The sequence below is a fragment of the Paenibacillus phocaeensis genome (genome assembly GCF_900021165.1).
Classification (GTDB): Bacteria; Bacillota; Bacilli; order Paenibacillales; family Paenibacillaceae; genus Fontibacillus; species Fontibacillus phocaensis.
The window spans coordinates 119195-145658 of the sequence record NZ_FCOQ01000024.1 but is presented as its reverse complement, the minus strand read 5'-3'; the positions used below and the strand labels follow the sequence as shown (position 1 = coordinate 145658).

Annotated in this window: 25 protein-coding genes and 1 riboswitch; of the genes, 21 read left to right on the top strand and 4 right to left on the bottom strand. The window is 53.8% G+C overall.

The window, feature by feature from the left end; translation table 11 throughout:
* The first annotated feature begins 3 nt into the window (after positions 1–3).
* The 6 genes from BN3795_RS17165 to BN3795_RS17140 all read left to right on the top strand — a co-directional run bounded on the left by BN3795_RS17165 (position 4) and on the right by BN3795_RS17140 (position 6916).
* Positions 4–2094 (top strand): glycosyl hydrolase family 18 protein, encoded by a 2091-nt coding sequence (locus BN3795_RS17165; RefSeq protein WP_068785911.1) that lies wholly within the window; start codon positions 4–6, stop codon positions 2092–2094.
* Positions 2095–2403: 309 nt separating this feature from the next.
* The gene (locus BN3795_RS17160; protein ID WP_068785910.1) at positions 2404–2904 is read left to right on the top strand and encodes a PTS sugar transporter subunit IIA; all 501 of its coding nucleotides are present in this window, start codon (positions 2404–2406) and stop codon (positions 2902–2904) included.
* Between the two features lie 33 nt (positions 2905–2937).
* Positions 2938–4392: an N-acetylglucosamine-specific PTS transporter subunit IIBC gene (gene nagE, locus BN3795_RS17155; protein ID WP_068785909.1), complete on the top strand. Its 1455-nt coding sequence runs from the start codon at positions 2938–2940 to the stop codon at positions 4390–4392.
* Positions 4393–4933: 541 nt separating this feature from the next.
* A complete protein-coding gene (locus tag BN3795_RS17150; RefSeq protein WP_068785908.1) occupies positions 4934–5776 on the top strand; it encodes a histidine kinase in 843 nt (280 codons plus the stop codon).
* Positions 5773–6420: a response regulator gene (locus tag BN3795_RS17145; RefSeq protein ID WP_068785907.1), complete on the top strand. Its 648-nt coding sequence runs from the start codon at positions 5773–5775 to the stop codon at positions 6418–6420. The genes BN3795_RS17150 and BN3795_RS17145 overlap by 4 nt, the downstream gene beginning before the upstream one ends.
* Before the next feature lie 112 nt (positions 6421–6532).
* Positions 6533–6916 carry a cupredoxin domain-containing protein gene (locus tag BN3795_RS17140; protein ID WP_068785906.1) on the top strand — a complete coding sequence of 128 codons (384 nt, stop codon included), beginning with the start codon at positions 6533–6535 and terminating at the stop codon, positions 6914–6916.
* A gap of 118 nt (positions 6917–7034) precedes the next feature.
* Here BN3795_RS17140 and BN3795_RS17135 read toward each other — a convergent pair whose 3' ends face one another.
* From BN3795_RS17135 to BN3795_RS17120, 4 genes are read right to left on the bottom strand one after another with little or no spacing between them, the layout of a single operon-like run.
* The gene (locus BN3795_RS17135; RefSeq protein WP_068785905.1) at positions 7035–7334 is read right to left on the bottom strand and encodes a metal-sulfur cluster assembly factor; all 300 of its coding nucleotides are present in this window, start codon (positions 7332–7334) and stop codon (positions 7035–7037) included.
* 28 nt (positions 7335–7362) lie between these two features.
* The gene (locus BN3795_RS17130) at positions 7363–8604 is read right to left on the bottom strand and encodes a heme-copper oxidase family protein (RefSeq protein WP_110945225.1); all 1242 of its coding nucleotides are present in this window, start codon (positions 8602–8604) and stop codon (positions 7363–7365) included.
* A gap of 17 nt (positions 8605–8621) precedes the next feature.
* Positions 8622–9209: a DUF2249 domain-containing protein gene (locus BN3795_RS17125; protein ID WP_068785904.1), complete on the bottom strand. Its 588-nt coding sequence runs from the start codon at positions 9207–9209 to the stop codon at positions 8622–8624.
* Positions 9210–9261: 52 nt separating this feature from the next.
* On the bottom strand, positions 9262–10260 hold the full coding sequence (locus BN3795_RS17120) for a multicopper oxidase domain-containing protein (protein WP_068785903.1): 999 nt from the start codon (positions 10258–10260) through the stop codon (positions 9262–9264).
* 225 nt (positions 10261–10485) lie between these two features.
* A riboswitch (cobalamin riboswitch) is annotated at positions 10486–10683 on the top strand.
* A 146-nt stretch (positions 10684–10829) separates the two neighbouring features.
* On the opposite strand from BN3795_RS17120, the gene metE reads away from it, so the two are divergent.
* From metE to BN3795_RS17045, 15 genes are all read left to right on the top strand, one after another.
* Positions 10830–13127, top strand: coding sequence for a 5-methyltetrahydropteroyltriglutamate--homocysteine S-methyltransferase (gene metE / locus BN3795_RS17115; protein ID WP_068785902.1), 2298 nt, complete (start codon positions 10830–10832; stop codon positions 13125–13127).
* Positions 13128–13300: 173 nt separating this feature from the next.
* Positions 13301–13927 (top strand): FMN-dependent NADH-azoreductase, encoded by a 627-nt coding sequence (locus BN3795_RS17110; protein WP_068785901.1) that lies wholly within the window; start codon positions 13301–13303, stop codon positions 13925–13927.
* Between the two features lie 152 nt (positions 13928–14079).
* Entirely contained in the window at positions 14080–14793 is a 714-nt protein-coding gene (locus BN3795_RS17105; RefSeq protein ID WP_068785900.1) for an MgtC/SapB family protein, read from the top strand.
* Between the two features lie 93 nt (positions 14794–14886).
* Positions 14887–16722 carry an ABC transporter ATP-binding protein gene (locus BN3795_RS17100; protein ID WP_110945224.1) on the top strand — a complete coding sequence of 612 codons (1836 nt, stop codon included), beginning with the start codon at positions 14887–14889 and terminating at the stop codon, positions 16720–16722.
* The gene (locus BN3795_RS17095; RefSeq protein WP_068785899.1) at positions 16715–17395 is read left to right on the top strand and encodes a response regulator transcription factor; all 681 of its coding nucleotides are present in this window, start codon (positions 16715–16717) and stop codon (positions 17393–17395) included. The genes BN3795_RS17100 and BN3795_RS17095 overlap by 8 nt, the downstream gene beginning before the upstream one ends.
* A complete protein-coding gene (locus BN3795_RS17090) occupies positions 17392–18456 on the top strand; it encodes a sensor histidine kinase (protein WP_068785898.1) in 1065 nt (354 codons plus the stop codon). Before BN3795_RS17095 ends, BN3795_RS17090 begins: the two co-directional genes overlap by 4 nt.
* Positions 18457–18559: 103 nt before the next feature.
* Positions 18560–19264, top strand: coding sequence for a response regulator transcription factor (locus BN3795_RS17085; protein WP_068785897.1), 705 nt, complete (start codon positions 18560–18562; stop codon positions 19262–19264).
* Between the two features lie 103 nt (positions 19265–19367).
* Positions 19368–20354 (top strand): sensor histidine kinase, encoded by a 987-nt coding sequence (locus BN3795_RS17080; RefSeq protein ID WP_456319976.1) that lies wholly within the window; start codon positions 19368–19370, stop codon positions 20352–20354.
* Between the two features lie 190 nt (positions 20355–20544).
* On the top strand, positions 20545–21036 hold the full coding sequence (locus BN3795_RS17075) for an RNA polymerase sigma factor (RefSeq protein WP_068785895.1): 492 nt from the start codon (positions 20545–20547) through the stop codon (positions 21034–21036).
* 135 nt (positions 21037–21171) lie between these two features.
* The gene (locus BN3795_RS17070) at positions 21172–22017 is read left to right on the top strand and encodes an aldo/keto reductase (protein ID WP_068785940.1); all 846 of its coding nucleotides are present in this window, start codon (positions 21172–21174) and stop codon (positions 22015–22017) included.
* A 35-nt stretch (positions 22018–22052) separates the two neighbouring features.
* Positions 22053–23297 carry an MFS transporter gene (locus BN3795_RS17065; protein ID WP_068785894.1) on the top strand — a complete coding sequence of 415 codons (1245 nt, stop codon included), beginning with the start codon at positions 22053–22055 and terminating at the stop codon, positions 23295–23297.
* A complete protein-coding gene (locus BN3795_RS17060; RefSeq protein WP_068785893.1) occupies positions 23297–23890 on the top strand; it encodes a nucleotidyltransferase family protein in 594 nt (197 codons plus the stop codon). The genes BN3795_RS17065 and BN3795_RS17060 overlap by 1 nt, the downstream gene beginning before the upstream one ends.
* Positions 23891–24373: 483 nt before the next feature.
* Positions 24374–24772, top strand: coding sequence for a hypothetical protein (locus tag BN3795_RS17055; RefSeq protein WP_068785892.1), 399 nt, complete (start codon positions 24374–24376; stop codon positions 24770–24772).
* 33 nt (positions 24773–24805) lie between these two features.
* Positions 24806–25696, top strand: coding sequence for an NAD-dependent epimerase/dehydratase family protein (locus tag BN3795_RS17050; RefSeq protein ID WP_068785891.1), 891 nt, complete (start codon positions 24806–24808; stop codon positions 25694–25696).
* A gap of 10 nt (positions 25697–25706) precedes the next feature.
* Entirely contained in the window at positions 25707–26456 is a 750-nt protein-coding gene (locus tag BN3795_RS17045; protein ID WP_068785890.1) for an SDR family NAD(P)-dependent oxidoreductase, read from the top strand.
* Positions 26457–26464: the final 8 nt, after the last annotated feature.

The window sequence follows — 26464 nt, the reverse complement described above, 5'->3', positions numbered from 1 at the left end:
GTGATGCAATTGATAAGAACCCGAAGTTTTGCCAAGAAGTGGAAGCAAGTGACGATGACCTGTCTCGCTCTAGCCTTGCTGCTCCCCGGCGGTCTGCTCCAACCGAAAGCCGCTGAGGCAGCCGATCCTTATAAAATCGTCGCCTATTATCCGTCCTGGGGCGCGTACGCCCGTAATTTTAATGTTTCGGATATCGATGCTTCCAAAATCACCCATATCAATTATGCCTTTGCCGACATCGCCTGGAACGGTCGCCATGGCAATCCGGACCCGACCGGGCCGAATCCGGTCACTTGGCCGACCCAAGACGAGAAGGGGCAAACGATTAACGTGCCCAACGGCACGATTGTCTTGGGCGATCCCTGGATCGATACCGGCAAGCAATTTCCCGGCGACACCTGGGACCAACCCATCGCCGGTAATCTCAATCAGCTGAGCAAGCTGAAGCAAGCGAATCCGCACCTGAAAACGATCATCTCAGTGGGCGGGTGGACTTGGTCCAACCGGTTCAGCGATGTAGCCGCCAGCCAAGTCACACGCGAGACGTTCGCCAATTCGGCCGTCGACTTCCTGCGCAAGTTCAATTTTGACGGCATTGATTTGGACTGGGAGTATCCGGTGAACGGCGGACTGGAAGGGAACAGCCGCCGTCCGGAGGACAAGCAGAACTATACGAAGCTGCTGCAGGAAATCCGGAATAAGCTGGACGCGGCCGGAGCAGCGGATGGCAAAAGATATTTGCTGACGATCGCCTCGGGAGCTTCCCCTTCCTTCGTCAGCAACACAGAGCTTAGCAATATCGCAGCTATCGTCGATTGGATCAATATTATGACCTATGATTTCAACGGCGGCTGGCAGCAGATTACGGCTCACAATGCACCGCTGTATTACGATCCGGCAGCAGGAAGCGCCGGCGTCCCCAGCGCCGCGGAATTTAACGCGGACACTGCGGTGCAAGGGCACTTGAACGCCGGTGTGCCTGCGAGTAAATTAGTGCTCGGGATTCCGTTCTACGGCCGCGGCTGGGATAACGTAAACAATGCGGGGAACGGTCAATACCAAAGCGCCAGCGGGGCTTCGACCGTCGGCACCTGGGAAGCGGGCTCGTTTGATTTCTATGATCTGGAAGCGAACTATATTAATAAAAACGGATATACCCGCTATTGGAACGATACAGCCAAAGTGCCTTATCTGTACAATGCATCTAACCGGCGGTTCATCACGTATGACGATCCGCAGTCGATCGGGTTCAAAACCGACTTTATCAAGAACCGCGGTCTTGCCGGAGCCATGTTCTGGGAGCTCAGCAACGATCGCAACAAAACGCTGTTAACCAAGCTGAGAAGCGAACTGGGCGGAGGCGTGACGCCGCCGGGAGATACGTTACCTCCTTCGGCGCCAACCGGCCTGACGGTCGTCTCCAAAACGTCCAGCTCCGTCACGCTCACTTGGCAGCCTTCTTCGGATAACGTGGGTGTCGTTCGGTACGAGGTATCCCAAAACGGGGCGCAGGCGGCCAGCGTGCCGGGAACGACGGCAACGATCAGCGACCTTGCTCCGGCCACAGCGTATACTTTTACAGTCGTTGCCCGGGATGCGGCGGGGAATATCTCGCCAGCCAGCGCTCCGCTCACAGTTACGACCGAGCCGGGGACGAACCCGGGGGATACAAGCGCTCCAACCGCACCGGGCAATGTTACGGTCACCTCCAAGACTTCGTCGAGCGTAAGCTTGAGCTGGAACCCGTCTACGGATAACGTTGGGGTAACCGGATATGAGGTCTATAACGGCGATCAGCTTGCCGCGACGGTAACGGGGACCACGGCAACGATCAGCGGTCTTGCTGCATCAACTTCGTACACGTTTACCGTGAAGGCGATGGACGCCGCCGGCAATAGCTCGGCAGCAAGCAACGCCGTGACCGTCACGACGGATTCGGAAGGAACGGGGCCGGCAGTATGGGCTCCATACACTGCATATACTGTCAATCAACTCGTGACGTATAACGGAGTAACCTATAAAGTAATCCAAGCTCATACTTCGCTGCCGGGCTGGGAACCCGATAAGGTGCCGGCCTTGTTTCAAGCCCAGTGAGTAAAGGCTGTTCTCCTTATGTGATGCATTGCAATTTGAGGCTCCATCCCCGCGTGAACGCTTTCAATTTTTCTGTTGACGATTAGGGGAGCTTGAATTATTATAGTCACATAACCGAAAACCAAATGACTTTTGGCGTGTTACCGTTGAATTCAAATGGGCATGAGCCAAGGGAAGCAGACCTATTTTTTATAGGCTTCTTTTCCTTGGCTCTTATTTTTTTGCGCCCATTTCACCCGGCAGCTTGGGAATGAGCGTATAGTTCACGTCAAGTTGCCAGAATATAGGTAGTAAGATAGGAGGAGAGATATGTTTTCGAAATGGAGAAAGAAAAGTACCGAGAGCAAAGTATTAGAGATCCCGTCTCCGCTAACCGGCGAGGCTGTACCGTTAACCCAAGTGCCGGATGAGGCGTTTGCCGGGGGACATATGGGGCCCGGACTGGCGATTGTGCCCAGCGAGGGACGCCTGGTAGCCCCGTTTGACGGCAAAATCGTTCATGTGATCAAAAGCAGCCATGCGGTGATGATGGAGCATCCGTCTGGGTTGCAGTTTCTGTTCCATCTCGGAATTAACACCGTATCGCTCAAAGGCGAGGGCTTCACCGCCCATGTGGCCGTGGGAGATAAAGTGAAAGCGGGGCAACCGCTGATCGATTTCGACCTTGAGCGTATTCGTGAAGCCGGTTATCCGGTGATTTCCCCAATTATAGTAACAAACGCTGGAGATGTGACGAACAGCGTGGAGACACTCAGCGGTCCTGTGACGGCAGGCGGAAGCGTTATTTTGAAGGCGGTTTTAAAGTCATAGCTATAAAACATTCAAGGAAAGGGTGATTTTCGAATGTTGGCTTTTTTACAAAAGATAGGTAAATCGTTAATGCTTCCAGTCGCAACTTTGCCTGCAGCAGGTATCCTGAAAGGTTTTGGCTTGATTAACTATGAACAGGACTTTCATCTTGGAAGAGTAGGGGCATTTCTAAACCAATACTTAGCTCCCTTCTTGAACGCCGGAGCAGACGCCATTCTGAACAATTTAGCGATCTTGTTCGCCGTCGGTGTCGCGATCGGACTCGCTAAAGACGCTGTAGCGGCCTTGTCAGCGGTGGTGGGGCATTTTGTATTAACGAATGTTCTCCTTAAAATCCCAGAATCCTTTACCTTCATTACGCTAAATAAACCGTTAAACATGGGTGTTGTCGGCGGTATTATGATCGGTTTAGTTTCCGCTTATTGCTATAACAGATTTCATAAGATTAAGCTGCCGGATTGGCTTGGTTTCTTTAGTGGAAAACGGTTTGTTCCTATGGTTACCGCCTTTTCCATTCTCCTTCTAGGCATCGTCTTCGGTTTGATCTGGGCGCCTATCCAGGAAGGTCTTAACAGCTTTGGCGAGTGGCTGATTGGCATCGGCGGCGTAGGAAGCTTCCTGTTCGGCGTTGCGAACCGCTTGTTAGTCCCTTTTGGTTTGCATCACGTTTTGAACAATTATCCTTGGTTTATACTCGGGGAATACACTAATGCAAATGGGGAAGTCGTGAATGGAGAAATCGCTCGTTTCTTGGCGGGGGATCGAACGTCAGGCATGTTCATGGCCGGCTTCTTCCCGATCATGATGTTTGCTCTTCCGGGTGCGGGGCTGGCCATTGTTCATGCTGCTAAACCACACAAGCGTAAAATCGTTGGTTCAATCATCTTTGGCTCCGCACTCGCCGCGTTCCTTACCGGAATCACGGAACCGTTGGAGTTCTCCTTTATGTTTCTTGCTCCAGTACTCTACGTTGTTCATGCCGTTCTTACAGGCGTTGCCGGCTGGGTTATGTATGCGCTAAATGTTAAACTCGGGTTTGCCTTCTCCGCAGGTTTGATTGACTATCTCTTGTACTGGAAGCTGGAAACCAATCAGTTGTTATTAATTCCAGTTGGTCTTGCGTTCTTTGTCGTGTACTACTTCTTATTTAGATTCCTGATCCGGGTTCTAAAATTAAAAACACCTGGCCGCGAAGATGATGACGAAGATATTCTTGAGGAAGCCTCAGTTGCGGATCAGCCCGTTGGAGAAGGTCATAGTCGTGCAGCCCAAATTTTGGCTGAACTCGGCGGAGGGAGCAATATTCAGTCTGTTGATGCTTGCATTACACGTCTTCGACTCATCGTCAAAGATGAATCAAGGGTTAATGATTCTGGTTTGAAGAAATTAGGGGCTTCCGGTGTGATGAGACTCGGGAAAGGGGCGGTCCAGGTTGTCTTTGGACCCCAATCTGAAGCTATTAAAGATGAGATCAACTTGTTATTGTAATCAAAGTTAAACGATAAGCAGGCCGGAGCCGTAACTCCCGGCCTGTTTTTTTATGCTTTGCGAATCCCTAGGGAGCAAAGCTCGTTTTTAGTCTGCTATAATATGGAATAATAAGAGAAATGTTCAATAAAAATACTAATAAATAGAATGTAAGCGTGGAATGGGCCCATCAGATCCTGTTAAGTAATAAAGGCCGATTGCCTGTCCAAGAATTTATGGTCATGAACCCTTCCTTAACTAGCGGCTATACGGGAGTTCTTAGCTTGTTTGATGCTATTATACGAATGAGCCCGAACCCGGGTTTAAATTGACAGAAATTAAGCTGGTCTCCGGCCAAATTACTGAGACGTCCATTTTAGACAATCACACGATAAGCCATGGGAGTGCGGGAATCCTGCTTTCCATTGTCTCAGCGTTCTCAACGGCAGAACCCTGGTTGTACCGTTATCTCGGCATCTGCTGATCACTGACGATTTCTTTAGATTAGGTTTGCGCTCCAGGCCCCCGATACCGTATATTCGAACTAAAGGAAGGGGAGCCCATGTCCTATAAAACAATTAAAATAGCGATTCTTGTCACGCCGACGCTGGTCATCGGAATATGGGAATACGTTCGCCATCAGTTCCTGATGCCGTTTATTTCCATGGAGCTTGGGAATGTGTTGACGCCGATTATTCTTTTTTTGCTCAGTGTAACGTTGCTTTACAAGCTGTTTTTTCACTTGGAACAAATGCAGGAAGAACTGCAGCGGGAGCGGGCGCTCAAGGCTCGGTTGGAGCAGCGTGAACAGCTTGCGCGGGAGCTTCATGACGGGATTGCCCAGTCGCTGTTTCTGCTGTCGGTGAAGGTGGACAAGGCGGAGCGGCGGCAGATGGCGGCGGACCAGACCCATGACTGGCAGGAGTTGCGCAAGACCATTCATGAGGTGAACCGGTACGTTCGGGAAGCGATTGCGGATTTGCGGGTTCTGCCCGATGCGCGTGAAGATGACGAGGCGAACGGTGCGACGTTTCCGGCGAGAATCCGGCAAATGGCTCAGGAGCAGCAGTTGGAGCTGCAACTGCACTGGCAGCTTGAGGAAGATGAAGCCTGGTCGCCGAAGGCAAGGATGGAGCTGCTGGCCTGCATCCGTGAGGCGATCGTCAATGCGGGCAAACATGCCGGAGTGCGGGAGATCCGCGCGTTCGGCGAGGGGAGCGCACGGCGCTTCCGGGTACGGGTAATTGACAGCGGCGTTGGGTTTCCCGAAGGGGATCAGGAACGGCCGGGCAGCTATGGCCTGCGGATCATGCGGGAACGGGCGGAAGGCATGGGCTGGAGGCTGGAGATCACTTCCCGGCCAGGGCATACGATCGTAGAGATTCAAGGAGGCGAGGCGACATGAAAGTTCGTGTTTTGGTCGTTGATGACCATCCTCACGCGCGGGAGGCGATTGGGGAAATATTGGCCGAGGACGAAACGTTTGAAATCGTGGCTTATGCGGAAAACGGCGAAGAGGCGATCGTCCAAACCGAGCGCTGGATGCCTGATCTAATCCTGATGGATATCCGCATGCCCGGCAAGGACGGCCTGGAGACGACCCGCGAGATCAAGCTGAGATATCCTTACGTGAAGATCGTTCTGATCACCGTCTCGGATGACGCTGCCCATCTGTTTGAAGCGTTGAAGCAGGGGGCGCAGGGATATCTGCTCAAAAATCTGGAGCCCGGGACCTGGCTGGAGTATCTAAGAGCCATTGCCAGTGATGAAGCGCCTTTGTCCAGCGAGCTGGCCTTGCGTATTTTGCAAGAGTTTCCGGTGAATAAGAAGGAAATCGGCGAACAACCTCCGTTAACCGCACGCGAACGGGAAATCCTCGGCTGGGTAGCCCAGGGCATGACCAATCGGGAGATCGCCGGAGTGTTGCATATTTCCGATCAGACGGTCAAAAATCATCTGAAAAATATTTTGCAGAAGCTGCACCTGGAAAATCGCGTGCAATTGACGCGTTATGCGCTGGAGCAAGGCTTAGTCGACCGGCGAAGCTGAATAGGGTATCAATGGAGGGACATCTGCATGTATTGTGATGGGAATCACAAGCCAGAGGTTCTCCCCGTTCTAAACTAAACTTAGTTCCTAGTTGAAGAAGGGGGAGAGGCGGATGAACTACCGTTTAGGTGCGGTCGTTTGCTTGCTCGGCGGACTGCTTCTATTGTCGGCATGCGCTGACGCCCCGGGGCGTTATATCGGCGGGGCGGAACCGGCCGCGGAAGCGAAAGGACCGGTTCAATCATTTACCGTTCATGCCAGCTCATCGGGATATGACTTGACGGAAATCAAGGTCAAGCGGGGCGACACGGTGCGGATAGCGCTGAAAAATACGCAGGGTATGCATTCGCTGAAAATCAAAGGCTACAATAAAGAAGTCCGCGGCGGCAAATCGATCACCTTCACGGCGGATCAAGCCGGGAGCTTCGAGTTTTCCTGCAATATCTCCTGCGGCAAGAACCATAAGGTTATGAAAGGCGTTTTAATTGTAAAATAATAAGCTGACGGTCTCGTCGAAAGACGAACCGCCAGCTTTTTTTTACACGATGATCTGAGCCAAAGGGATATTTCTGCAAAAGGAGGGAAGTCAGCTATCCTGCCGTTCGCTCCTGGAATCAGAAGTATCCCAACTGTTCCTTGGCCGCCTCCGACATCTGCGCCGGGGACCAGCGCGGTTCCCACACGACGTCGATCTGCGGGTCCTGAATTCCCAATTGGTCGCTGAGCACCCAACGGACGCCGCCAACGATCGTATCATGCATCGGGCATCCCGGCGTCGTTAAGGTCATTTGGATGTAGACGCGATCCTCATCTTCCCGAATATCGTAAACCAGCCCGAGATCGACGATATTGACGCCCAACTCGGGGTCGTAAACTTCACGCAGACTTTCGCGGATTTGTTCAATTTTATTCATGGCAATCCACCTCCGATTTGAATGGTTGTTAATGAGCAAAAACCAAAGCGATCAAGGCAATGTAAGCGACGGATACGATGGACAACACGACACCTCCGACGGCAATCACGAGCTGCGAACCGAGAACTACGCCAGCGAGAACGGTTAAATTCGCGCATAGGATCAAGGTCAAGCCGAGATTGGCTTTTCGCTCATCCAGCAGGTCAGCCAGCACCGGCGTTCCCGGGCGTCCGGCCTGTTTGCCGTATTTGTGGGTCCACCACAGGAACGGGACGATTTTGGACATATACCCCAGAACCGTAAAGGAGACCCAGCAGCTTAGATAAACCCAGCCGGCTGTGAGTACGGTTCGGGTATCGAGCAGATGCTCGGGCGACACCAGCGCCCGCACCGCGAACATGACGGCGAACAAGGCAAAGATTTGACTCCCGGTTACCGTCCACTCAATGCCCGCACCCGGGCTGCGTTTATGCCTCTTGCTGCGGATTTGCAGCAAATGGACATTATAAGCGATCACCGCCGAGACGATCAGCAGCAACGCTGCGATTTTGGATTCGGTCGGCAAGCCAAACAGAAAGGAGGCCGCGCCCAGCACAACGCCGGCATTCCATAACGCCAAGACAACATCCTCCAGTCGAGTCGGATAATCATGGGACAAGTAGAACATCGGCAACAATTTGTAGCTGAATCCGGTGATCAGCAGTCCGAACCAACCTAACGTTCCCAGCCAGATGTGAGTTCCGAACAAGTTCTCGTGCCAATCGTTGTAAAGACCGGTAGCCAAATTGACGCCCATCGCCATCCCGGATAAACCCGTGAGCAACAAGTACAGCACGGCGCAAGCGGTACTGATCGTAATGGCATTCCAGGTTCTCGCCCGAAGCAATGTAGCGGCCATATTCCAAACGAACAGAACGATCCCCGAGAAAGCCAGTGTGGCAAAACCTCCGATCCAATACGTATCCCCTTGAATGAAGCCAAACAACAACCCGAACAAGCCTACGGTAAACAGGGCGTAATGAAGATAGCCAAGACGCTCGCTGTATAAATTTGATTGCAAAATCACGTTGATCAGCTGGTAAACGGCGCCCATCGCAAGCATCGTTGCCCAGCCCAGCACGAACAGGTGGACCTGGAACCAGCCCGCCGGGCCGCGAATGTCATCCCCGATCCAGCCCGTCAGCGACATCAGTGAAGTAGCGTGAAACAGGACGAAACCAAAGATCCCTGTAACAATGAACAGAAAAGGCAAGCGGGACATGGCCGGCATCAGGTTCACCTCTTTTCTTAAGGTTTGCGGATTTGGACTTTCGCCGTTCCGTCGGGTTGTTCTTCGACTGTATAGGTGCAGCCCAGGCTATTTAATTCTTCGATTAAAAACACCGGAACCCGGTCGTTATGAATATGAACTTCGTCCCCTGGCTGACAGCGGTCCAGGGCAGCCAGTGTGCGTACCATCGGCTGCGGCGGTTCAAGCCCGCGGTTGTCCAGCGTGATGATTTTGGGGGCTGATTCGCCGGAAGTTCCCGATGCTGTCTCCGAGGCGGCATCGGCCGTATTGCCCGGAACGGTTGCCGGCGGGTGCTGCGCCGTTGAAGATGGACTTGTTGAATCGTTCTCCAGCCAAGCCTTGTTTTTCTTATGCACAAACGTGGTGACCCAATGCTCTTTGCCTATCATTTCCGATTTGCCGATCAGGCCTTTCATCTTCAGAAACCCAAGCAGCGGCGTAGGTTTAAAGGTGGCGTGCAGCCGGAAAATATCGTCTTTCCCGAGCGTTTTTACGGTATCCATGATCAGTTGGAAGGGCTCCAACTTGTTTCGCAACTGCTCCCGAACGTCCAGTTCCACCATTTTGGCGTTTTTTTGATCCACAGGGTTCACCTCTTTCATGAAATTACGATTTAGGAACGAATGACAGGCAGGCTTAGTGGCTCATCGCCGGGGTGCCCGGATCCAATCCGTCCCGGGTCACGCGCAGAAGGGCGGTTGCTCCCCGGTAGGCGTCGTTCAGTTGATGAGTGAGGATCGGATAATCGCCTTCCTCCGTGACGGTAAACTCGACAATTGCGCCTCCACCTGCCGGAAGCAGCACGGTTTGCATGCCGTAAAGCTCGTTTTTCGGGTTGCCGTCCAGGTAGACGTGATCGAAGGTCGTGCCGACGACGTGGAAGGAGGAGACGTGATTGGGTCCTGCATTGAGAACATAAAGCCGAACATTGTCGCCAACTTTGGCAAGCAAGGGGTGTTTTTTTAACGTATAGTCATCGCCATTGAACACGACATACTCCGGATCGCCTTGCTGAAAAGCATCCAGATCATTCTCCGCGTACCATTCGCTTTGAACGATCATATACTCCCGATCGATATTCGCGTCCGCAGGATACCCCTCCTTGGGTTCAACAAGGATCATCCCGTACATCCCGTTGGCCACGTGAAGCAGCACCGGACTGACACCGCAATGGTACATGAACACGCCGGGCGTGTCCGCAGGGTAAGTAAACGTCCCCTGCTCATCAGGCATGACATCGATGAACTTCTGGCTCGGAGCGGCGTGAACGGCGTGAAAATCCATCGAATGCGGCATTTCAGGGTCCAAATTATGGAGCGTAAACTCGATCTGATCGCCTTGCTTCACGCGCAATACAGGTCCCGGCGCCGTCCCGTTAAACGTCCAGGCGTTGTAGAAGACGCCTTCGGAGATCTCTACGTCGGTCCGCTGAGCGGTCATTTCGATGTGTACGGTATTGCCCTCGCGATGGACCACCGGCTCGACAGGCGGAAGAGGGGGATGCGGCGCTTCCTCTTGAGGGGCGGCTTCCCTGGCTGGGGATTCCTCCGACGGGAACGCGAGCCAAGCGGCTGCGATCATGACCAGACCGGACAAACTAAGTAACAACCACTTGAGGAGGTTGCGCGATTTCATCCGTCATTCCTCCTTCTATAATCAGGTTCATAACCCACAGCGTTCTTGTTGGATTACGATCATCGTACGATGAGTTCAAAAGTCGGATTGTGATATTAATCACTTGAATATTGTCGAAAATGTTGTCGATTTCTCAGGTGCAATCGCTGCATAAATATTCAAATTCCGATCTGTTTGGTATTGTATTCGCCAAGCACATGAAGTAAGATGGTAGGTATATTCCAACCGAATATAGCGGAAATAGGTGTTCCGGCCAAGGATGGCCGGAGCTTAAAAGGGAAGTCCGGTGCAATGCCGGCGCGGTCCCGCCACTGTAACGGAGGAGTCGGATACTTCGCATGCCACTGGTGATCAGATCACCGGGAAGGCGGTATCCGGCGATGATGCCGAAGCCAGGAGACCTGCCTATTTCGACGGCACTGCTGTACCTACGGGAGATAGGGAGGTGTTAAAGATGCAAGCCATCGAATTCATCATCGAAGGTCCTCTTTAGCCATTGCTGCTATCGGGGACCTTTTTTTGTAATGCCAATTTGACATCATCGAGATGAAAGAGGGGGAGGAATCATCATGGGACAAATCGTTAGCGGAAATCTGGGGTATCCCAGAATAGGCGGACAACGGGAGTGGAAGAAGCAAATCGAAGCCTATTGGGCAGGAAAAGTGACAGAGCAGCAACTGCAGGAGCGATTGGCCGAAATCCGGCTTGGAAACCTGCGTCTGCAGCGGGATCAGGGGATCGAGGTCATCCCTGTCGGGGATTTTACATTTTACGACCACGTGTTGGATACGGCAACGATGTTTGGTCTTGTACCGGAGCGGTTCGATTGGAACGGCGACCAGGTCTCGCTTGACCTGTATTACGCCATCGCCCGCGGGAACGACCAGGCGGCGGCCAGCGAGATGACCAAATGGTTTAATACCAACTACCACTATATCGTGCCTGAATTGGGGACAAGGCATCCGCGTTTGACCGTCAACCGACCGCTTAAGGCTTATGTGGAAGCCAAGCAAGAGCTGGGGATCGAAGGCAGACCGGTGCTGCTGGGGCTGTTCACCTTATTGAAATTGTCCAAGGGGGAGACGGCGGGGCAAGTTGATGCCTGGACCGAGAAGCTGCTGCCTTTGTACGTGCAGGTCTTGCAAGAACTGGAAGCCGCCGGGGTCGACTGGGTTCAAATAGATGAGCCGGCACTGGTCCTTTCTTTAACCGAGGCGGACGTTCGTCACCTTAGCTACGTCTATCGAACGATCACCCGGGAGGTCCCGGGGCTGCGGATCATGCTGCAAACCTATTTCGATGCCGCAGAACGCTATGATGCGCTCATTGACCTGCCGGTGCATGGATTGGGGCTGGATTTCGTTCACGGTAGAGACGGCAACCTGGAGGCGTTGCGGCGGTATGGCTTCCCGTCTGGCAAGACGCTGGGAGCAGGGCTCATCGATGGGCGAAATATTTGGCGTGCGGACCTGGACGAAGCGCTGAATACGCTCAAGGAGGTCTCCGCCTTGGCGGGAGCTCCCGAGCTTATCGTACAGCCTTCCTGCAGCTTGCTGCATGTTCCGGTATCCGCGGCAGGTGAGGAGCGGCTGACGCCGGTCCTGCGTCAGGCGCTGGCATTTGCCGAGCAGAAACTGGAAGAGCTGGCGAGCTTGTGCGAAGCGGCACGCGGGGAAGGGCCGGCTCCTGCCCGGTTTGCGGAGAACCGTCAATCGCTGGCCGAACTTGCGGCCGATCCGGCGCGCAATCGCACCACCGTACGGGAGGCAGCGGCCAGCGCGTCCGCGGCACCGGCGGAGCGCGCCAGCGAGTTCGCCGAACGGCGCCGCAAGCAGCAAGCCAAATGGCGGCTGCCGTTCCTGCCGACGACGACGATCGGCAGCTTCCCGCAAACCGCCGAGGTTCGGGCTGCACGGCAGAAATGGCGCAAAGGGGAGTGGAGCCCTGAGCGGTATGAGCAGTTTATTCAGGCGGAAATCCGCAAATGGATGGCGATTCAGGAAGAGCTGGGACTTGATGTGCTGGTGCATGGGGAATTTGAGCGCACCGATATGGTGGAGTTCTTCGGCGAGAAGCTGCCGGGATTTGCGTTTACGCAAGGGGGCTGGGTCCAATCGTACGGTACGCGCTGCGTCAAGCCTCCGGTGATTTATGGGGACGTTGAGTTCGAAGCTCCCATGACGGTCAAGGAAACCGCCTATGCCCAGAGCTTGACGGACAAACCGGTGAAAGGGATGCTGACGGGGCCGATCACGATCCTGAACTGGTCGTTCGTTCGCAGCGATCTGTCCCGGGAGCAGGTAGCCTATCAAATTGCCCTGGCCTTGCGCAAGGAGGTTGAAGCGCTGGAGGAAGCCGGAATCGAAATGATCCAGGTAGACGAGCCTGCGCTGCGGGAAGGATTGCCGCTTAAGCGGAAGGATTGGACGAAATACTTGGAGTGGGCGGTAAAAGCGTTCCGGATCACGACTTCTTCTGTCCGGGATACGACGCAAATTCATACGCATATGTGTTATTGCGAATTTGACGATATCCTTGACGAGATCCGTGCGCTGGATGCCGACGTGATCTCGATTGAAACCTCGCGCAGTCACGGCGAGCTGGTGCAGAGCTTTGAAGCGCATACGTATCCGCTCGGAATCGGACTTGGGGTTTATGACATTCACAGCCCGCGCGTGCCGGCAGAGGCCGAGATGGTCTCGATGATCGATCGGGCCCTTCAGGTGCTGGATCCGGAGCTGTTCTGGATCAACCCCGATTGCGGTCTGAAGACGAGGGGACAGGAAGAAACCGTTGCTTCGCTGCGGCAGATGACCGCGGCTGCGGAGCAGGTTCGCAGAAGATACGGGCGGGAAACGCAGGCGTAAACGGCAAGAATAGAACTTGAGCAGGATTTGAAAACAGATTTGAAAACTGTAATTGACAAAGAGGCAGTTACCCTTTATTATAACTAATGTTCTATTAGTTGCAGTTTATTATTAAGTAACTGATAAAAAGAAAGAAGAAAACATTAGAAATTATAATTGGAGGGAAACCGTAGATGAGTCAAGTTTTATTCGTCAAAGCCAACAATCGCCCGGCGGACCAGTCCGCTACTGTTAAATTGTATGAAAGCTTCCTGCAAACCTATAAGGAAACACATCCTCAGGATGTGGTTACGGAGCTGAACCTGTTCGAGGCAAACCTGCCTTATTATGATCTGGATATGCTGAACGGGTTGTTCAAAATCGGTAAAGGGATGCCAGCTTCGCCGGAAGAGCAAAAAGCCGCCGATGTAGCTAACGCTTACCTGGAGCAATTCTTGCAAGCGGATAAAGTTGTCTTTGCCTTCCCGCTGTGGAACTTCACCATTCCGGCACAGCTGCTGACGTACTTGTTCTATCTGAACCAAGCCGGCAAGACGTTCAAATATACCGAGCAAGGTCCGGTCGGTCTGGTTGGCGGCAAGAAAGTCGCTTTGCTGCAAGCGCGTGGCGGCGTATATTCCGAAGGCCCGATGAGCGCCTTGGAAATGTCGCTGAACTATGTGAAGAACACCTTGGCCTTCTGGGGCATCAACGATCCGGAAGCCGTCGTGGTTGAGGGACATAACCAATTCCCGGACCGCGCCGAGGAAATCATTCAGGATGGCGTGAAGCGCGCTGCCGATCTGGCTGCGAAGTTCTAATCCCCTTATTCCTGAACCTAGAGAGAAAGCCTGAGCCGTATTCAGACGGTTCAGGCTTTTTTTGTCCCCCTTGGGCGGAATTCATCCATTTGCGCCGATGTGCCGAATACAATTATACTCACCTTATATCATTGAAGGAGTTGCGAAGCATCATGAACAACGAATTGGAAATGGTTCTGAAGCTATGCCTGGCTCTATTGTTCGGGTTGTTTATCGGCATCGACCGGCAATTGAAGCAGAAGCCGCTGGGGATCAAGACGAGTATGGTCATCTGTATCGCCAGCTGCCTGGTGACCATTGTGTCAATCGAGGCGTTCGCCAAATTCGCCGGGCCGGATCATCCGAACATGGATCCGATGCGGCTGGCCGCGCAAATTGTCAGCGGCATCGGGTTTCTGGGGGCAGGGGCCATTTTACGCCGGAGCAATGAGGGCATTTCAGGTCTTACCTCTGCGGCGATGATTTGGGCGGCATCCGGCATTGGGATCGCTATTGGCACCGGATTTTATCTGGAAGCCGGGTTGACGGTCATTTTGCTGATTCTCTCCGTGAATTTCATCCCTTATGTCGTAAAATGGATCGGACCCTATAAACTGAACCAACGCGATGTCTCGATCAAAATCGTGATGGAGGATCACGGCAACGTAACGGAGCTGATCCGCATTATTGAGCGCAAAGACCACAAAGGGCGGGAAGCCAAAGCGAATCAGCACCGGATTCGGCGGCTGAAAATCAAGGACCTGGAGGAAGGACGTCAGCGGGTGGATATGGTGATTACGGCTTCGGAGAAGGAATATACAACGGAGCTTTACCATTTTCTGCGCAAGATCGATCATGTGATTAGTGTAGAAGTGGAAAATCTCTAAACGAGGGGACTTCGTTTAACTTCAGTTTATATTTCGATCGTAATCTTTTCCTAGATACCAGCTCCAGATCGAGAGGGAAAGGAAGAGAAACACATGCCAGAGAAGAACCCAGAATCGTTGAATGCAAATCCAAACCCCTTAAACAGCGGAGGCGCTGGCACAAAAGCGTTCTATCGTCTGCTGAGGGAAACGAAGCCGCCGCTGCCGCTGTTTGCCGCCGCGATCGTCCTCAGCTTGCTGTCGACGTTAGTCAGCCTCGTGATCCCGATGTTCACGAAGAATCTCGTTGACGGCTTTTCGCTGTCCTCGATCAGCGGCTCGCAAATCGTTTGGATCGGCGTCGCGTTTATCGGAATGTCCGTCGCTTCGGGCTTATCGATATTTCTATTGAACTATACCGGACAGCGTATGGTGGCCAGTTTGCGGGATCGCTTGTGGAAGAAGCTGCTCCGCTTGCCGGTGTCGTATTTCGACAATCATCGGACGGGGGAAACGGTCAGCCGGATGACCAACGATACCGGAATTATTAAGGCGTTGATCTCCGAGCAGGTCGCCGGCTTCATCAGTGGGATCATTTCCATCCTCGGCGCGGTAGTTGTTCTGTTCTATTTGAATTGGAAAATGACCCTGGTCATGTTTGCGGTGATCCCGCTGGCCGCTTTGATTCTCGTTCCGCTGGGCCGGACGATGTATAAGATTTCGCTTGCCATGCAAGATGAGACGGCCTCTTTCACGGCGGTCTTAAGCCAGGTGCTGTCCGAGATTCGTCTGGTTAAAGCGTCCAACGCGGAACGGAAGGAATACGAAAGCGGCAGCCAAGCCATCGGCAAGCTGCTGTCCTTCGGGGTGCGGGAAGGCAAAGTGATGGCCTGGATCAGCCCGTTTATGGGCTTCGTCATGATGATGCTGCTCGTCGTAGTGATCGGCTATGGCGGGATGCAGGTGGCAAGCGGCGGGTTAACGGCCGGAGAACTGGTGGCGTTTATTTTGTATCTGGTCCAGATCGTCATGCCGATGACGCAGTTGACGACGTTTTTCACTCAGCTGCAGAAAGCCAAAGGGGCTACGGAACGGATTCTGCAAACACTGGATGCCGAGGAGGAGCCTTTCGGCCAAGGACAGGAGATCGTTAAGGCCGACCGGCCGTTGTTCGTGGACGGGGTTACCTTCGGGTACAACCCGGACGAGCAGGTGCTGCAGGAGGTTTCTTTTACGATGGAACCAGGGACGGTTACGGCGGTCGTCGGGCCCAGCGGCGGCGGGAAAACGACGTTGTTCTCCTTGTTGGAGCGATTCTATGTGCCGCAGGAGGGCCGCATCCGGCTGGGGAATGACCCGATCGATTCGTTTTCGCTGCGCTCCTGGCGCGGCATGATCGGGTACGTCTCGCAGGAAAGCCCGATCATCGCCGGAACGATCCGCGAGAATCTCTGCTACGGCATCGAGCGCGAAGTCAGCGAAGCGGAGCTAAAGCGGGCGGCGGAGATGGCTTATGCCGATGGTTTTATCGCCGAGCTGCCGAACGGGTTCGATACCGATGTTGGCGAACGCGGGGTCAAGCTGTCCGGCGGGCAACGGCAGCGGATCGCCATTGCGCGGGCGCTGCTGCGCGATCCGAAAATCCTCATGCTGGACGAAGCGACCTCCAGTCTGGACAGCCGCTCGGAAATCGTCGTGCAAAAGGCGCTGAAGAACTTGATGCAAGGCCGGACCACGATCGTTATCGCTCATCGGCTCTCCACCGTCGTTGGGGCGGATCAGCTGATTTTTATTGAGAAGGGGAAGGTAACCGGCCGGGGAACCCATGAGCAACTGCTGCGCCAACATGCCATGTATCGGGAATTCGCGTCGCAGCAACTGCAAATCGCCGCAAGCAGAGAAGAATCGGAAGCGTACGCGATCGAGGAAGAAGGGAAGAACGATGGCTAAAATTCTCGTCGTGGACGATGATCAGCACATTCGGGAGCTAGTCCGTCTGTTTCTGGAGGAAGCCGGGATGAATCAAGTTCTGGAGGCGGAAAATGGGCGCGAAGCGCTGGCTATGGCCGAGTCAGAGAGAATCGACATGGTGATTCTGGACATCATGATGCCGGAGATGGACGGTTGGGAGCTATGCCGCGAGCTGCGCCGCTATTATGACATGCCGCTGCTCATGTTGACCGCGAAGGGGGAAACCCGGCAGGTGGTCAAGGGCTTTGAACTGGGTACGGATGATTACCTTGTCAAGCCGTTCGAACCGGCCGAGCTTATCGCTCGAGTGAAGGCGTTGCTGAAGCGTTATCAGGTGTCGATCTCCCAGACCGTGACGATCGGTTCGCTGCGGATGAACCGCAAAACGTTCGAAGTGGACAGCGGCGAAGACAGCTTCACGCTGCCGCTCAAGGAGTTCGAACTGCTGTTCAAGCTGGGAAGCCATGCGGGACGCACCCTGACTCGGGAGCAGCTCATCGAGGAAATTTGGGGTTACGATTTCGAAGGGAATGAACGCACGCTGGATGTGCATATCAATCGATTGCGCGAGCGGTTTCCCGAGGAGAACTTTGACTTCAAAATCCGCACGATCCGCGGTCTTGGCTATCGTCTGGAGGTGGGAGAACGTTGACCGCGTGGAGGAAGATAGGAACATTCCTGCTCAAAATCGGCCAGGTTCTGCTCGTTTACGTAGGGTTTGGCACGACATGGACGGTTGCCCGTTGGGCAACCGCAGCGGTTTTCCAAGTATGGGAACCGCCTTTTTCCGCTTACTTCATCGATTTAATAAACTTGATCCTTGGCGCTACGTTATTTTTTCTGATTCTATTTATGCTCGCCCATCTATTTCGGCCCCAACAGCTGAAAAGGCTGAATTTGATCATTGACGGGATCCGCCGTATCGCAAAAGGGGATTTCTCCGTCCGACTGGAGGGCTTTGAGAAGCTGCGCGAATTCGAGACGATCGTAAACAGCATTAACGAAATGGCCGGAGCCCTGGGGCAAATGGAAACGATGCGTCAGGACTTTATCTCTAACGTATCCCACGAGATCCAGTCGCCGCTGACTTCAATCCGCGGGTTTGCCCGGGCTTTGCGCAGAGCTGATCTGACTCCGGAGAAACGTAATCATTACCTGGAGATCATCGAGTCGGAAAGCCGCCGTTTGTCGCAGATGAGCGACAATCTGCTGAAGCTCTCCTCCTTGGAAACGGACCGGGGTTCGCTGCGAACGAACCGGTTCCGGCTTGATCGCCAACTGCAAAATGTGGTGTTGGCCTGCGAGCCTCAGTGGCTTGCCAAGAATATCCAGATCCAGCTGGAGGCAAGCGGGCTGGAGGTAGAAGGCGCCGAGGATCTGCTAAGCCAGGTATGGCTAAACCTGCTGCACAACAGCATCAAATTTACGCCGGAAGGCGGGGAGATCGGGGTTTCCTTGACGGCCGAGGAGGACCAGGCGATCGTCACCGTGACGGATAACGGGATTGGCATGTCCGAACCGGATATGCTCCATATTTTCGAGCGGTTCTACAAAGCGGACAAATCACGCACACGCAGCAGCGGGGGCAGCGGACTGGGATTGTCGATCGTCAAAAAAATCGTCGACATTCATGAGGGGGAGATTCAGGTCGCTTCTGAACTTGGCAAAGGTTCAAGTTTCAGGGTCGCGATCCCTTTCCGCTGGAAACCATAACCGGGGGAAATTGTAACCTTTTATTTGTATCTGGAGGCAAAAGACATGGTATGATGTTACTGTGCTAGTGTCTAACCAGCTCAAATAAAGGATGATCGGGTTAATGAGTAAACGAATTTTAATTGTCGATGATGATGAAAAAATCGCAAAACTGATCGAAATATATCTAACCAACGAAGGTTATGAAGTGCTGAGGGCGGAGGACGGCTTGCGAGCGCTGGAAATTACCGAACAGGATGAGGTGGATCTGGTCATTCTGGACGTGATGCTTCCCGGGCTTGACGGCATCTCCGTCTGTATGAAAATCCGCGAAACGCACACGACGCCAATCCTAATGTTAAGCGCCAGAGACGGGGATATGGACAAGATTACCGGGCTGATGACCGGTGCGGACGATTATATGGTGAAGCCGTTTAATCCGCTGGAGCTTGTTGCCCGCGTCAAGTCGCTGCTCCGCCGCTCTTCCTATACGGTTCAGCCCCCGGGAGCGTCGCAGCCGCCGCAGGAGCATCTTATCAAAATTGCCTCGCTGCACATCGATAAAGAGACGCATACCGCTACCGTGGACGGCAATCCGCTGAAGCTGACGCCGATCGAATTCGGCATTTTGCATTTGCTGGCCAGTCATCCCGGACGGGTGTTTGGTTCTGAGGAGATCTTCGAGCTTATCTGGAAGGATAAATACCTGGACAGCAGCAATTCCGTAACGGTGCATATCAGTCGTCTCCGCGACAAGCTGGAGAAGGAAATGGACGGGGAGAAGCTGATCCGTACCGTGTGGGGGGTTGGCTATAAACTTGAAAGCTAGCCTGCGTTTTTTGGCATGGTTGTTTTGGACGATCGTCGCATCCTTGATTTCGCTGTTCCTGCTCATTTTACTGGCGCGGTTGTTTTTCTTCTTCTTTCCAAGCATGTCGGTATACAACGTGGTGCTCTGGATCAACCGAAACATCGGTTTCCCGGAAGCGTATTATTTAACCGGCGTACCGATCCTCATGTTGTTTTCATTGTATTTTTACCGCCGAAGCCTCCGCCGCCAAGAGAAGAGATACCTGGAGCTGCTGATCGAAGAAGTACATAAAATCGAAGCCGGCTCCGTGCGAAAAATTCCCGTGGAGAACGTCGGTCAACTCGGTCAACTAGCCACCGACATTAATCGGATGGTCGACCGGCTGGTGACCTCTATCGAAGACGAACGGCGGGCGGAGCAGACAAAAAATGAGCTGATCACCAACGTCTCCCATGATTTGCGCACCCCGCTGACCTCGATAACCGGCTATTTGGGGCTGATCGAGGAAGATCGGTACCGCGATGAGGTCGAGCTGCGGTATTACATCAGTATGGCTTATGAGGAATCGCTGCGGTTGAAGCAGCTTCTTCAGGATTTGTTTGAGTATACCCGGATGCAGAACAAGGAAATGAAGCTGCAAATGACGCGAATCAACCTCGCGGAGATGCTCCATCAAATGGCGGCCCATTTCGGCTGGCAACTGCAGGAGCACGGCATGGAATGCCGCTTGTACCTGCAAGGGCCGCTGTACGTTCAAGCCGACGGGGACAAGCTTCGGNATAAGAGAACGGTGTACGAGAACCTGATGACCAATGCGATCCGGTACGGGCACGACGGGAAATACTTGGATATCCGCGGCTGGCGGGAGGACGATGAGATCGTTACCGAGGTTGTTAATTACGGCGACCCTATCCCGACCGCAGACCTGCCGCATCTGTTCGACCGTTTCTACCGCGTGGAGAAGTCGCGCGCTTCCCAGACAGGCGGCTCCGGCATCGGCCTGGCGATCGCCAAGCATATCGTCGATTTGCATCAAGGCGCGATTTCTGCGGACAGTAACGAATATCGGACCGCTTTTACGGTACGCCTACGCCGAGACGGTGCGTAAACTTCAGCTGAATTCACCCGATGACGCCTTAAGGCGTCTTTTTGTTTAAGGAAAACGCAGTGAATTCTTAAGGAAAACTTAATAATTTCTTAGGCGGGACGCAAACTCTATTCGGCATAATGGACGAAGCGGGGCAAAGATAAAGACAGCTCTGCCTTGAAAGCCGGGAGAGAAAGTGAGGACTTCACCAATGAAAACTCGTTCCATGGATTTACTTTACCGTGAATATAAAAATGATGTGTATCGATATTTGTATAGCATGTGCCGCAACCCCCATATCGCCGAGGATTTGATGCAGGAAACGTTCTGCCGGGCGTTGATGCACCTTCATGAGGCAGAGGGGAAGCGGGCCAAGGCGTGGCTGCTTCGCGTCGCCCATAACGCTTATATCGACCTGCTGCGCAAAGAGAGCCGGTCCTCTACTTATGAGAATGAATTTTTCCACCGCTATCCCAGCGACGACACGCCGGAAAAATCGGTGCTTGGCGAGGAAAACCGCAAGGAGTTGTATGCGCGGCTGTCCTTGCTGCAGCCGAACCAGCAGCATGCGGTGCTGCTGTATGATGTGCACGGGTTCTCCTATCAGGAATCTGCGGACTTGATGGGCATCTCGTTATCCCATTTCAAAATCGTGTTGTACCGCGCCAGACAGAAGCTGCGCCGGTCTCGGGAATCGGCCTGATTCGACTTCCATCTATCCTCATGAGGCTGCCTTCGGGCAGCCTTTTGCGTTTGTTCTCTGTTCATTTAGGCCCTTTTGATGTAGGATATTACCAGAAATCGCCTTAATCAGAGGAGGGCTTATCTCATGTCAACGATGCCTAATCATCTGCAAGACACCGTTACGTTAAATAACGGAGTTCGCATGCCTTGGCTGGGCCTTGGCGTCTTTAAGGCTAAGGAAGGCAATGAAGTGGTGCAGGCCGTCCAATCGGCCATCCGCAACGGATACCGCAGCGTGGACACCGCTTCCGCTTACCGCAATGAGGAAGGGGTTGGGCAGGCCGTACGGGAGGCCCTGTTGGATAACGGACTTCGAAGAGACGAGCTGTTTATTACGTCGAAGGTCTGGAACTCAGAGCAGGGGTACGAGACGACATTGCAATCGTTTGACGACAGTCTGAAGCGGTTAGGATTTGAATACTTGGACCTGTTTTTGGTGCATTGGCCAGTGAAGGGGAAATATAAGGAGACCTGGCGGGCGCTGGAGAAGGTATATGCGGAAGGGAAGGTGCGCGCAATTGGCGTCAGCAACTTCCAAATTCATCATTTGGAGGATCTGCTGACGGATGCGAAAGTTGTTCCGGCCGTGAATCAAGTGGAATTCCATCCCTTTTTGACGCAGAAAGATCTAATGCGCTATTGCCAGGGAAAGGGCATTCAGCTGGAAGCCTGGTCCCCGCTGGGCCAAGGACATTTGCTGGAGCACGAAACCTTGAAAGGCATCGCCGCCAAATATGGAAAAACCGTGGCCCAAGTAATTCTGCGCTGGGATTTGCAGCTCGGTGTGGTCACGATTCCGAAATCGGTACGTGAAGCGCGGATCATCGAAAATGCCGATGTCTTTGACTTCGAGCTGAGTACGGAAGATATCCTGGCCATTGACGGGTTAAACCGCAACCAACGCTTCGGGTCGGATCCCGATACATCCATTCCGAAGTAGTTATCGAGAACACAAATATATGAAGCGAGGTCATCATGAACCAGACAACTGCCGCTAAAACGGCAAATCCCGCATTAACGGTGTATCCGATTCTGTTTGCGATCAGCGCCGTGCATTTGTTGAACGATACGATGCAATCAGCGATTCCCGCCTTGTTTCCGGTCTTGCGCGAATCACTCCTTTTATCCTATGGCCAAATCGGCTGGATCTCGTTCGCCATGAACATGACAGCGTCCGTGTTTCAGCCCTTGGTGGGCTTGTACGCAGATGTGCGGCCCCGGCCTTATATTTTGCCGCTTGGGGTGTGCTTTACGCTGGCGGGCATCGTGATGCTCGCATTTGCTCCCAGCTATCCTTTGATCCTGCTGGCGGTTACCTCTATCGGACTGGGATCCTCGATATTTCACCCCGAGTCGTCGCGCGTTGCTTATCTGGCGGCGGGGCCGAGACGCGGGTTGGCGCAGTCTATTTTTCAGGTCGGCGGCAATATCGGCACTTCGCTTGGGCCGATCATGTCAGCTTTGATCTTTATCCCTTTGGGTCAGACGAGCGTGGCCTGGTTCGCCTTGGCGGCGGTCGCGGCAATCGTCCTTCAGTTTTTCGTGGCCAAATGGTACGGCAGACAGGACTTGAAGCCGCGTAAACCCCGGGCTGCCAGCTCAGCAGCGGCCAGCGGAGCCGCTCAACCGAAAACCAGCCTCAGCCGAGGCAAGGTAACGTTAGCCATCACCGTGCTCGTTCTCCTGCTATTCTCCAAAAACGTGTACTCCATCAGCATCTCGACGTTTTATTCCTTTTTCTTGATGGACCACTACGGGGTAGCCAAAGAGACGGCCCAATGGTATATCTTTGCCTTCCTGGCCGCTGCGGCGGTGGGCACGTTTTTTGGCGGTCCCATGGCCGACCGCTACGGCCGGCGCAATATCATCTGGGTCTCCATCCTCGGAACGGCGCCGTTTTCGCTGCTGTTGCCCTATGCCAACCTGTTCTGGTCGGGCGTCCTGGTCGTGATTGCCGGGTTCATCATGTCCTCGGCGTTCTCAATCATCGTCGTGTATGCGCAGGAGTTGGTACCGGGGAAGGTAGGGCTCATCTCCGGCCTGTTCTTCGGCTTGTCGTTTGGCCTTGGCGGCCTGGGCTCCGCCGTGCTTGGAAATTTTGCCGACCAGGCGGGCATCTTGTTCATCATGCAAATCTGCTCTTTGCTTCCGCTGATCGGTTTGCTCACGGTGCTGCTGCCCAAGGATGAGGCCCTACGGCAGCAGGAGGCAGCAAGCTGATGATATCAACGATAGCGGATGCGTCCAGCCTGCGTGAAGCGATCCACCGGCAACCTGAAATGATGGCCGATCTGCGGCTGGTTGCCGAGTTGGGTCTGCCTCAGGGCTGCATCGCTGCCGGTTATATTCGCAACTTCGTCTGGGACGTGCTTCACGGCTATGCCGGGCGGACGCCGCTGCACGATGTAGACGTTTTGTATTTTGATCCGGATTGCCTGGATGAAGAAGCAGAGAAGGCCTATGACGCCCGGCTTCGCGAACGGAATCCGCAACTGAATTGGTCGGCGAAGAATCAAGCGCGCATGCATCTGCGTAATGGTACGGTGCCTTACCGCTCGGTCGAGGACGCGATGCGGCACTGGCCTGAGACGGCGACGGCGGTTGGCGCGCGCTTGAACGGTGCGGGAGAAGTCGAGCTGATTGCGCCTTTGGGGCTGGAAGACCTCCTGTCGCTCCAGGTTCGGCAGGGCCCGTATTTTCACGATCACGCCGCGTTTCTGCGGCGGGTTAGCGGCAAAGCCTGGTTCACCCGCTGGCCGTGCCTGGAGCTGGTCGAGGGGGAGGGAGGGGCAACGCCTGGCTTGCCGCGTTGACCTAGGATGACCCCTCGCCAAGAAGATCTAACGGACTCAGATGACGTTATTTGGAGTCCGAACGCTTGAAACCGATTGGTAACGGACTCCAGTGACCTTATATCCCAGGATTTGCTCCTTTTGTGACAATCCAGGGGTGGATAACGTCATCGGGGTCCGTTAAAATCTGATAAGCATTTGAGACGTGAAAATAACGGCTCTGGAGTCCGTTAGCCTACGGGGATGCCAGGTAAAGTAACATAACGGACCGTACAGCCCTTATTTGTACATTTCCCGGATATTTCCCGCCGTAACGGACACCAGAAACCTTATTAGGCACTTCCGCCCCCCCTTGAGCTGGATTTGTCCAGAATAAGGTCTCCTCGGTCCGCTAGATTTCAATCTCAGTCGCTCCCGCCAACAAAACCTCCTGCTGCCCTCCCGCATTTCGTGGTAAAATTTGATTGTATTGGTTTTGATCCATACATAGGGAGAGTAGGATGCATGAAGAACTCGAAAGGTTATTTCTATTATTTCGTTTGGATGCTCGGAGCGCTGGTTCTGATGTATTACGGAAATCAGTTTACCGACATGATGAATCACAAGACGCAAACGCTGGATAAAATCGATTACGGTTTGATCGGCAAAATCGTGTACGGGCTGGCGTTTGGACTGTACTTAAGCTTCCTGAACGGATTCCCGAACCGGCGGAAGTTCCATCGCCCGCTGTTTGCGTTCGTATTTGTGCCCAGCTTCCTGCTGCTGATCTATCCGATCGTAACGATCTATGTCAAACAGATTTATATTGTGGGTTATTTCGAAATTGTTCGAGACCCGCAGTTGTTTTTCTTCGGAATGTTAAGTGCTTTGTCTTTGATGAAAAGCACGTTTACGACCCGTTAATAGGGAATTTTCCGGTGAGAGAGGGAATAGGGAATGGCAAAAATCTTGGTGTTGGGCGGTTCACGTTATTTCGGCAAAAGACTGGTTAACCTGCTGGCAGGTTCAGGCTTGCATGATGTCACGGCGGCGACTCGCGGACAAACGGAGGTACGGTTCGATGCACCGGTCACGCAGCTCCGCCTGGACCGAACCGACGAGAACTCGCTGCGAGAGGCGGCTGCGGCAGGACCCTGGGATTTCGTGTATGATAACATCTGTTATTCGCCGGACGAAGCGTTGGCCGCGGTGCGGGCTTTCAAAGGGCACGTCGGGCAGTATATCTTGACCTCCACCTTATCGGTTTATCCGTTAGGCAAAGTACCTTTGGCCGAAGCGGACTTCGATCCCTACGGTTATGAGCTGAAACTCGGGGATAAACAGGCTTTCGATTATGGGGAAGGGAAGCGACTGGCTGAAGCCGCTTTGTTCCAGCAGGCTGATTTTCCGGTGACGGCGCTGCGGATTCCGATCGTTTTGGGGACGGATGATTATACGCGCCGGCTGCATTTTCATGTTGAGCATGTACAGCAAGGGCTGCCAATCGGCGTACCTAACCTGGAAGCGGCGATGTCTTTCATTACGTCAGCAGAGACGGCCAAGTTTCTGGCTTGGCTGGGGGAAACCGGGGTTACGGGGCCAATGAACGCCTGCTCGGATGGGAATATTACCATTGGCGGCATCGTCCGCTTAATCGAAAGCATCACCGGCAAATCGGCTTTGATCGAGGGCGAAACGGCTCAGGAGCATCAGTCTCCGTTTGGTGTCCCGGCTTCATGGGTGATGGACAATACGAAAGCGCGTGAAGCCGGGTACCGGTTCGAGGCGCTGAGCGACTGGCTGCCGGGGTTAATCCGGCACATTGCGGCAAATGGACAGAAGGAGTGACATTCGAGACATGTCTTTGGCAAATCGAACGGTCGTCGTAACGGGAGCGGGCCAAGGGATCGGCCGCGGCGTGGCGGAAGCTTATGCCCGGGAAGGCGCGTTCGTCGTGTTGGCGGAGCTGAATGAGGAAACAGGCAGATTGGCGGCAGAGGCGATCAGCAATGCGGGGGGCCATGCGCGATTCGTGCCTTGCGATGTACGGAAGGAAGCGGATATCGTTCGCTTAATGGAAACGGCCGAGCGCGAACTGGGGCGGATCGATATTCTCATCAACAATGCGGGAGTATCCCGGTTTAAATCAGCCTATGAGCTTACGGTGGAAGAATGGGACGACGTGCTGAACACCAACGTTCGGAGTACGTTTCTGGCTTCCCGCGAGATGGCGAAAAGAGTGAAGGGAAACGGTCGCGTTGGATCGATCGTGAACATTTCCTCAACGCGGGCGATCATGTCCGAACCGGGCTCGGAGGCTTACGCCGCGTCCAAGGGGGCCATCGTGTCGATCACGCATGCGCTGGCCGTATCGCTTGGACCGGACGGCATCCGCGTGAACTGCATCAGTCCGGGGTGGATCGAAACCGGGGATTACGGCGCACTACGAGAAATCGATCACGAGCAGCATCCGGCGGGACGAGTCGGAACTCCGGCGGATATCGCCCGGGCTTGCCTGTATTTGACTCACCCGGACAATACGTTCGTGACCGGTGCTCATTTGGTCGTGGACGGCGGGATGACGCGGAAGATGATTTACGAGCCCTAGGGCGACGC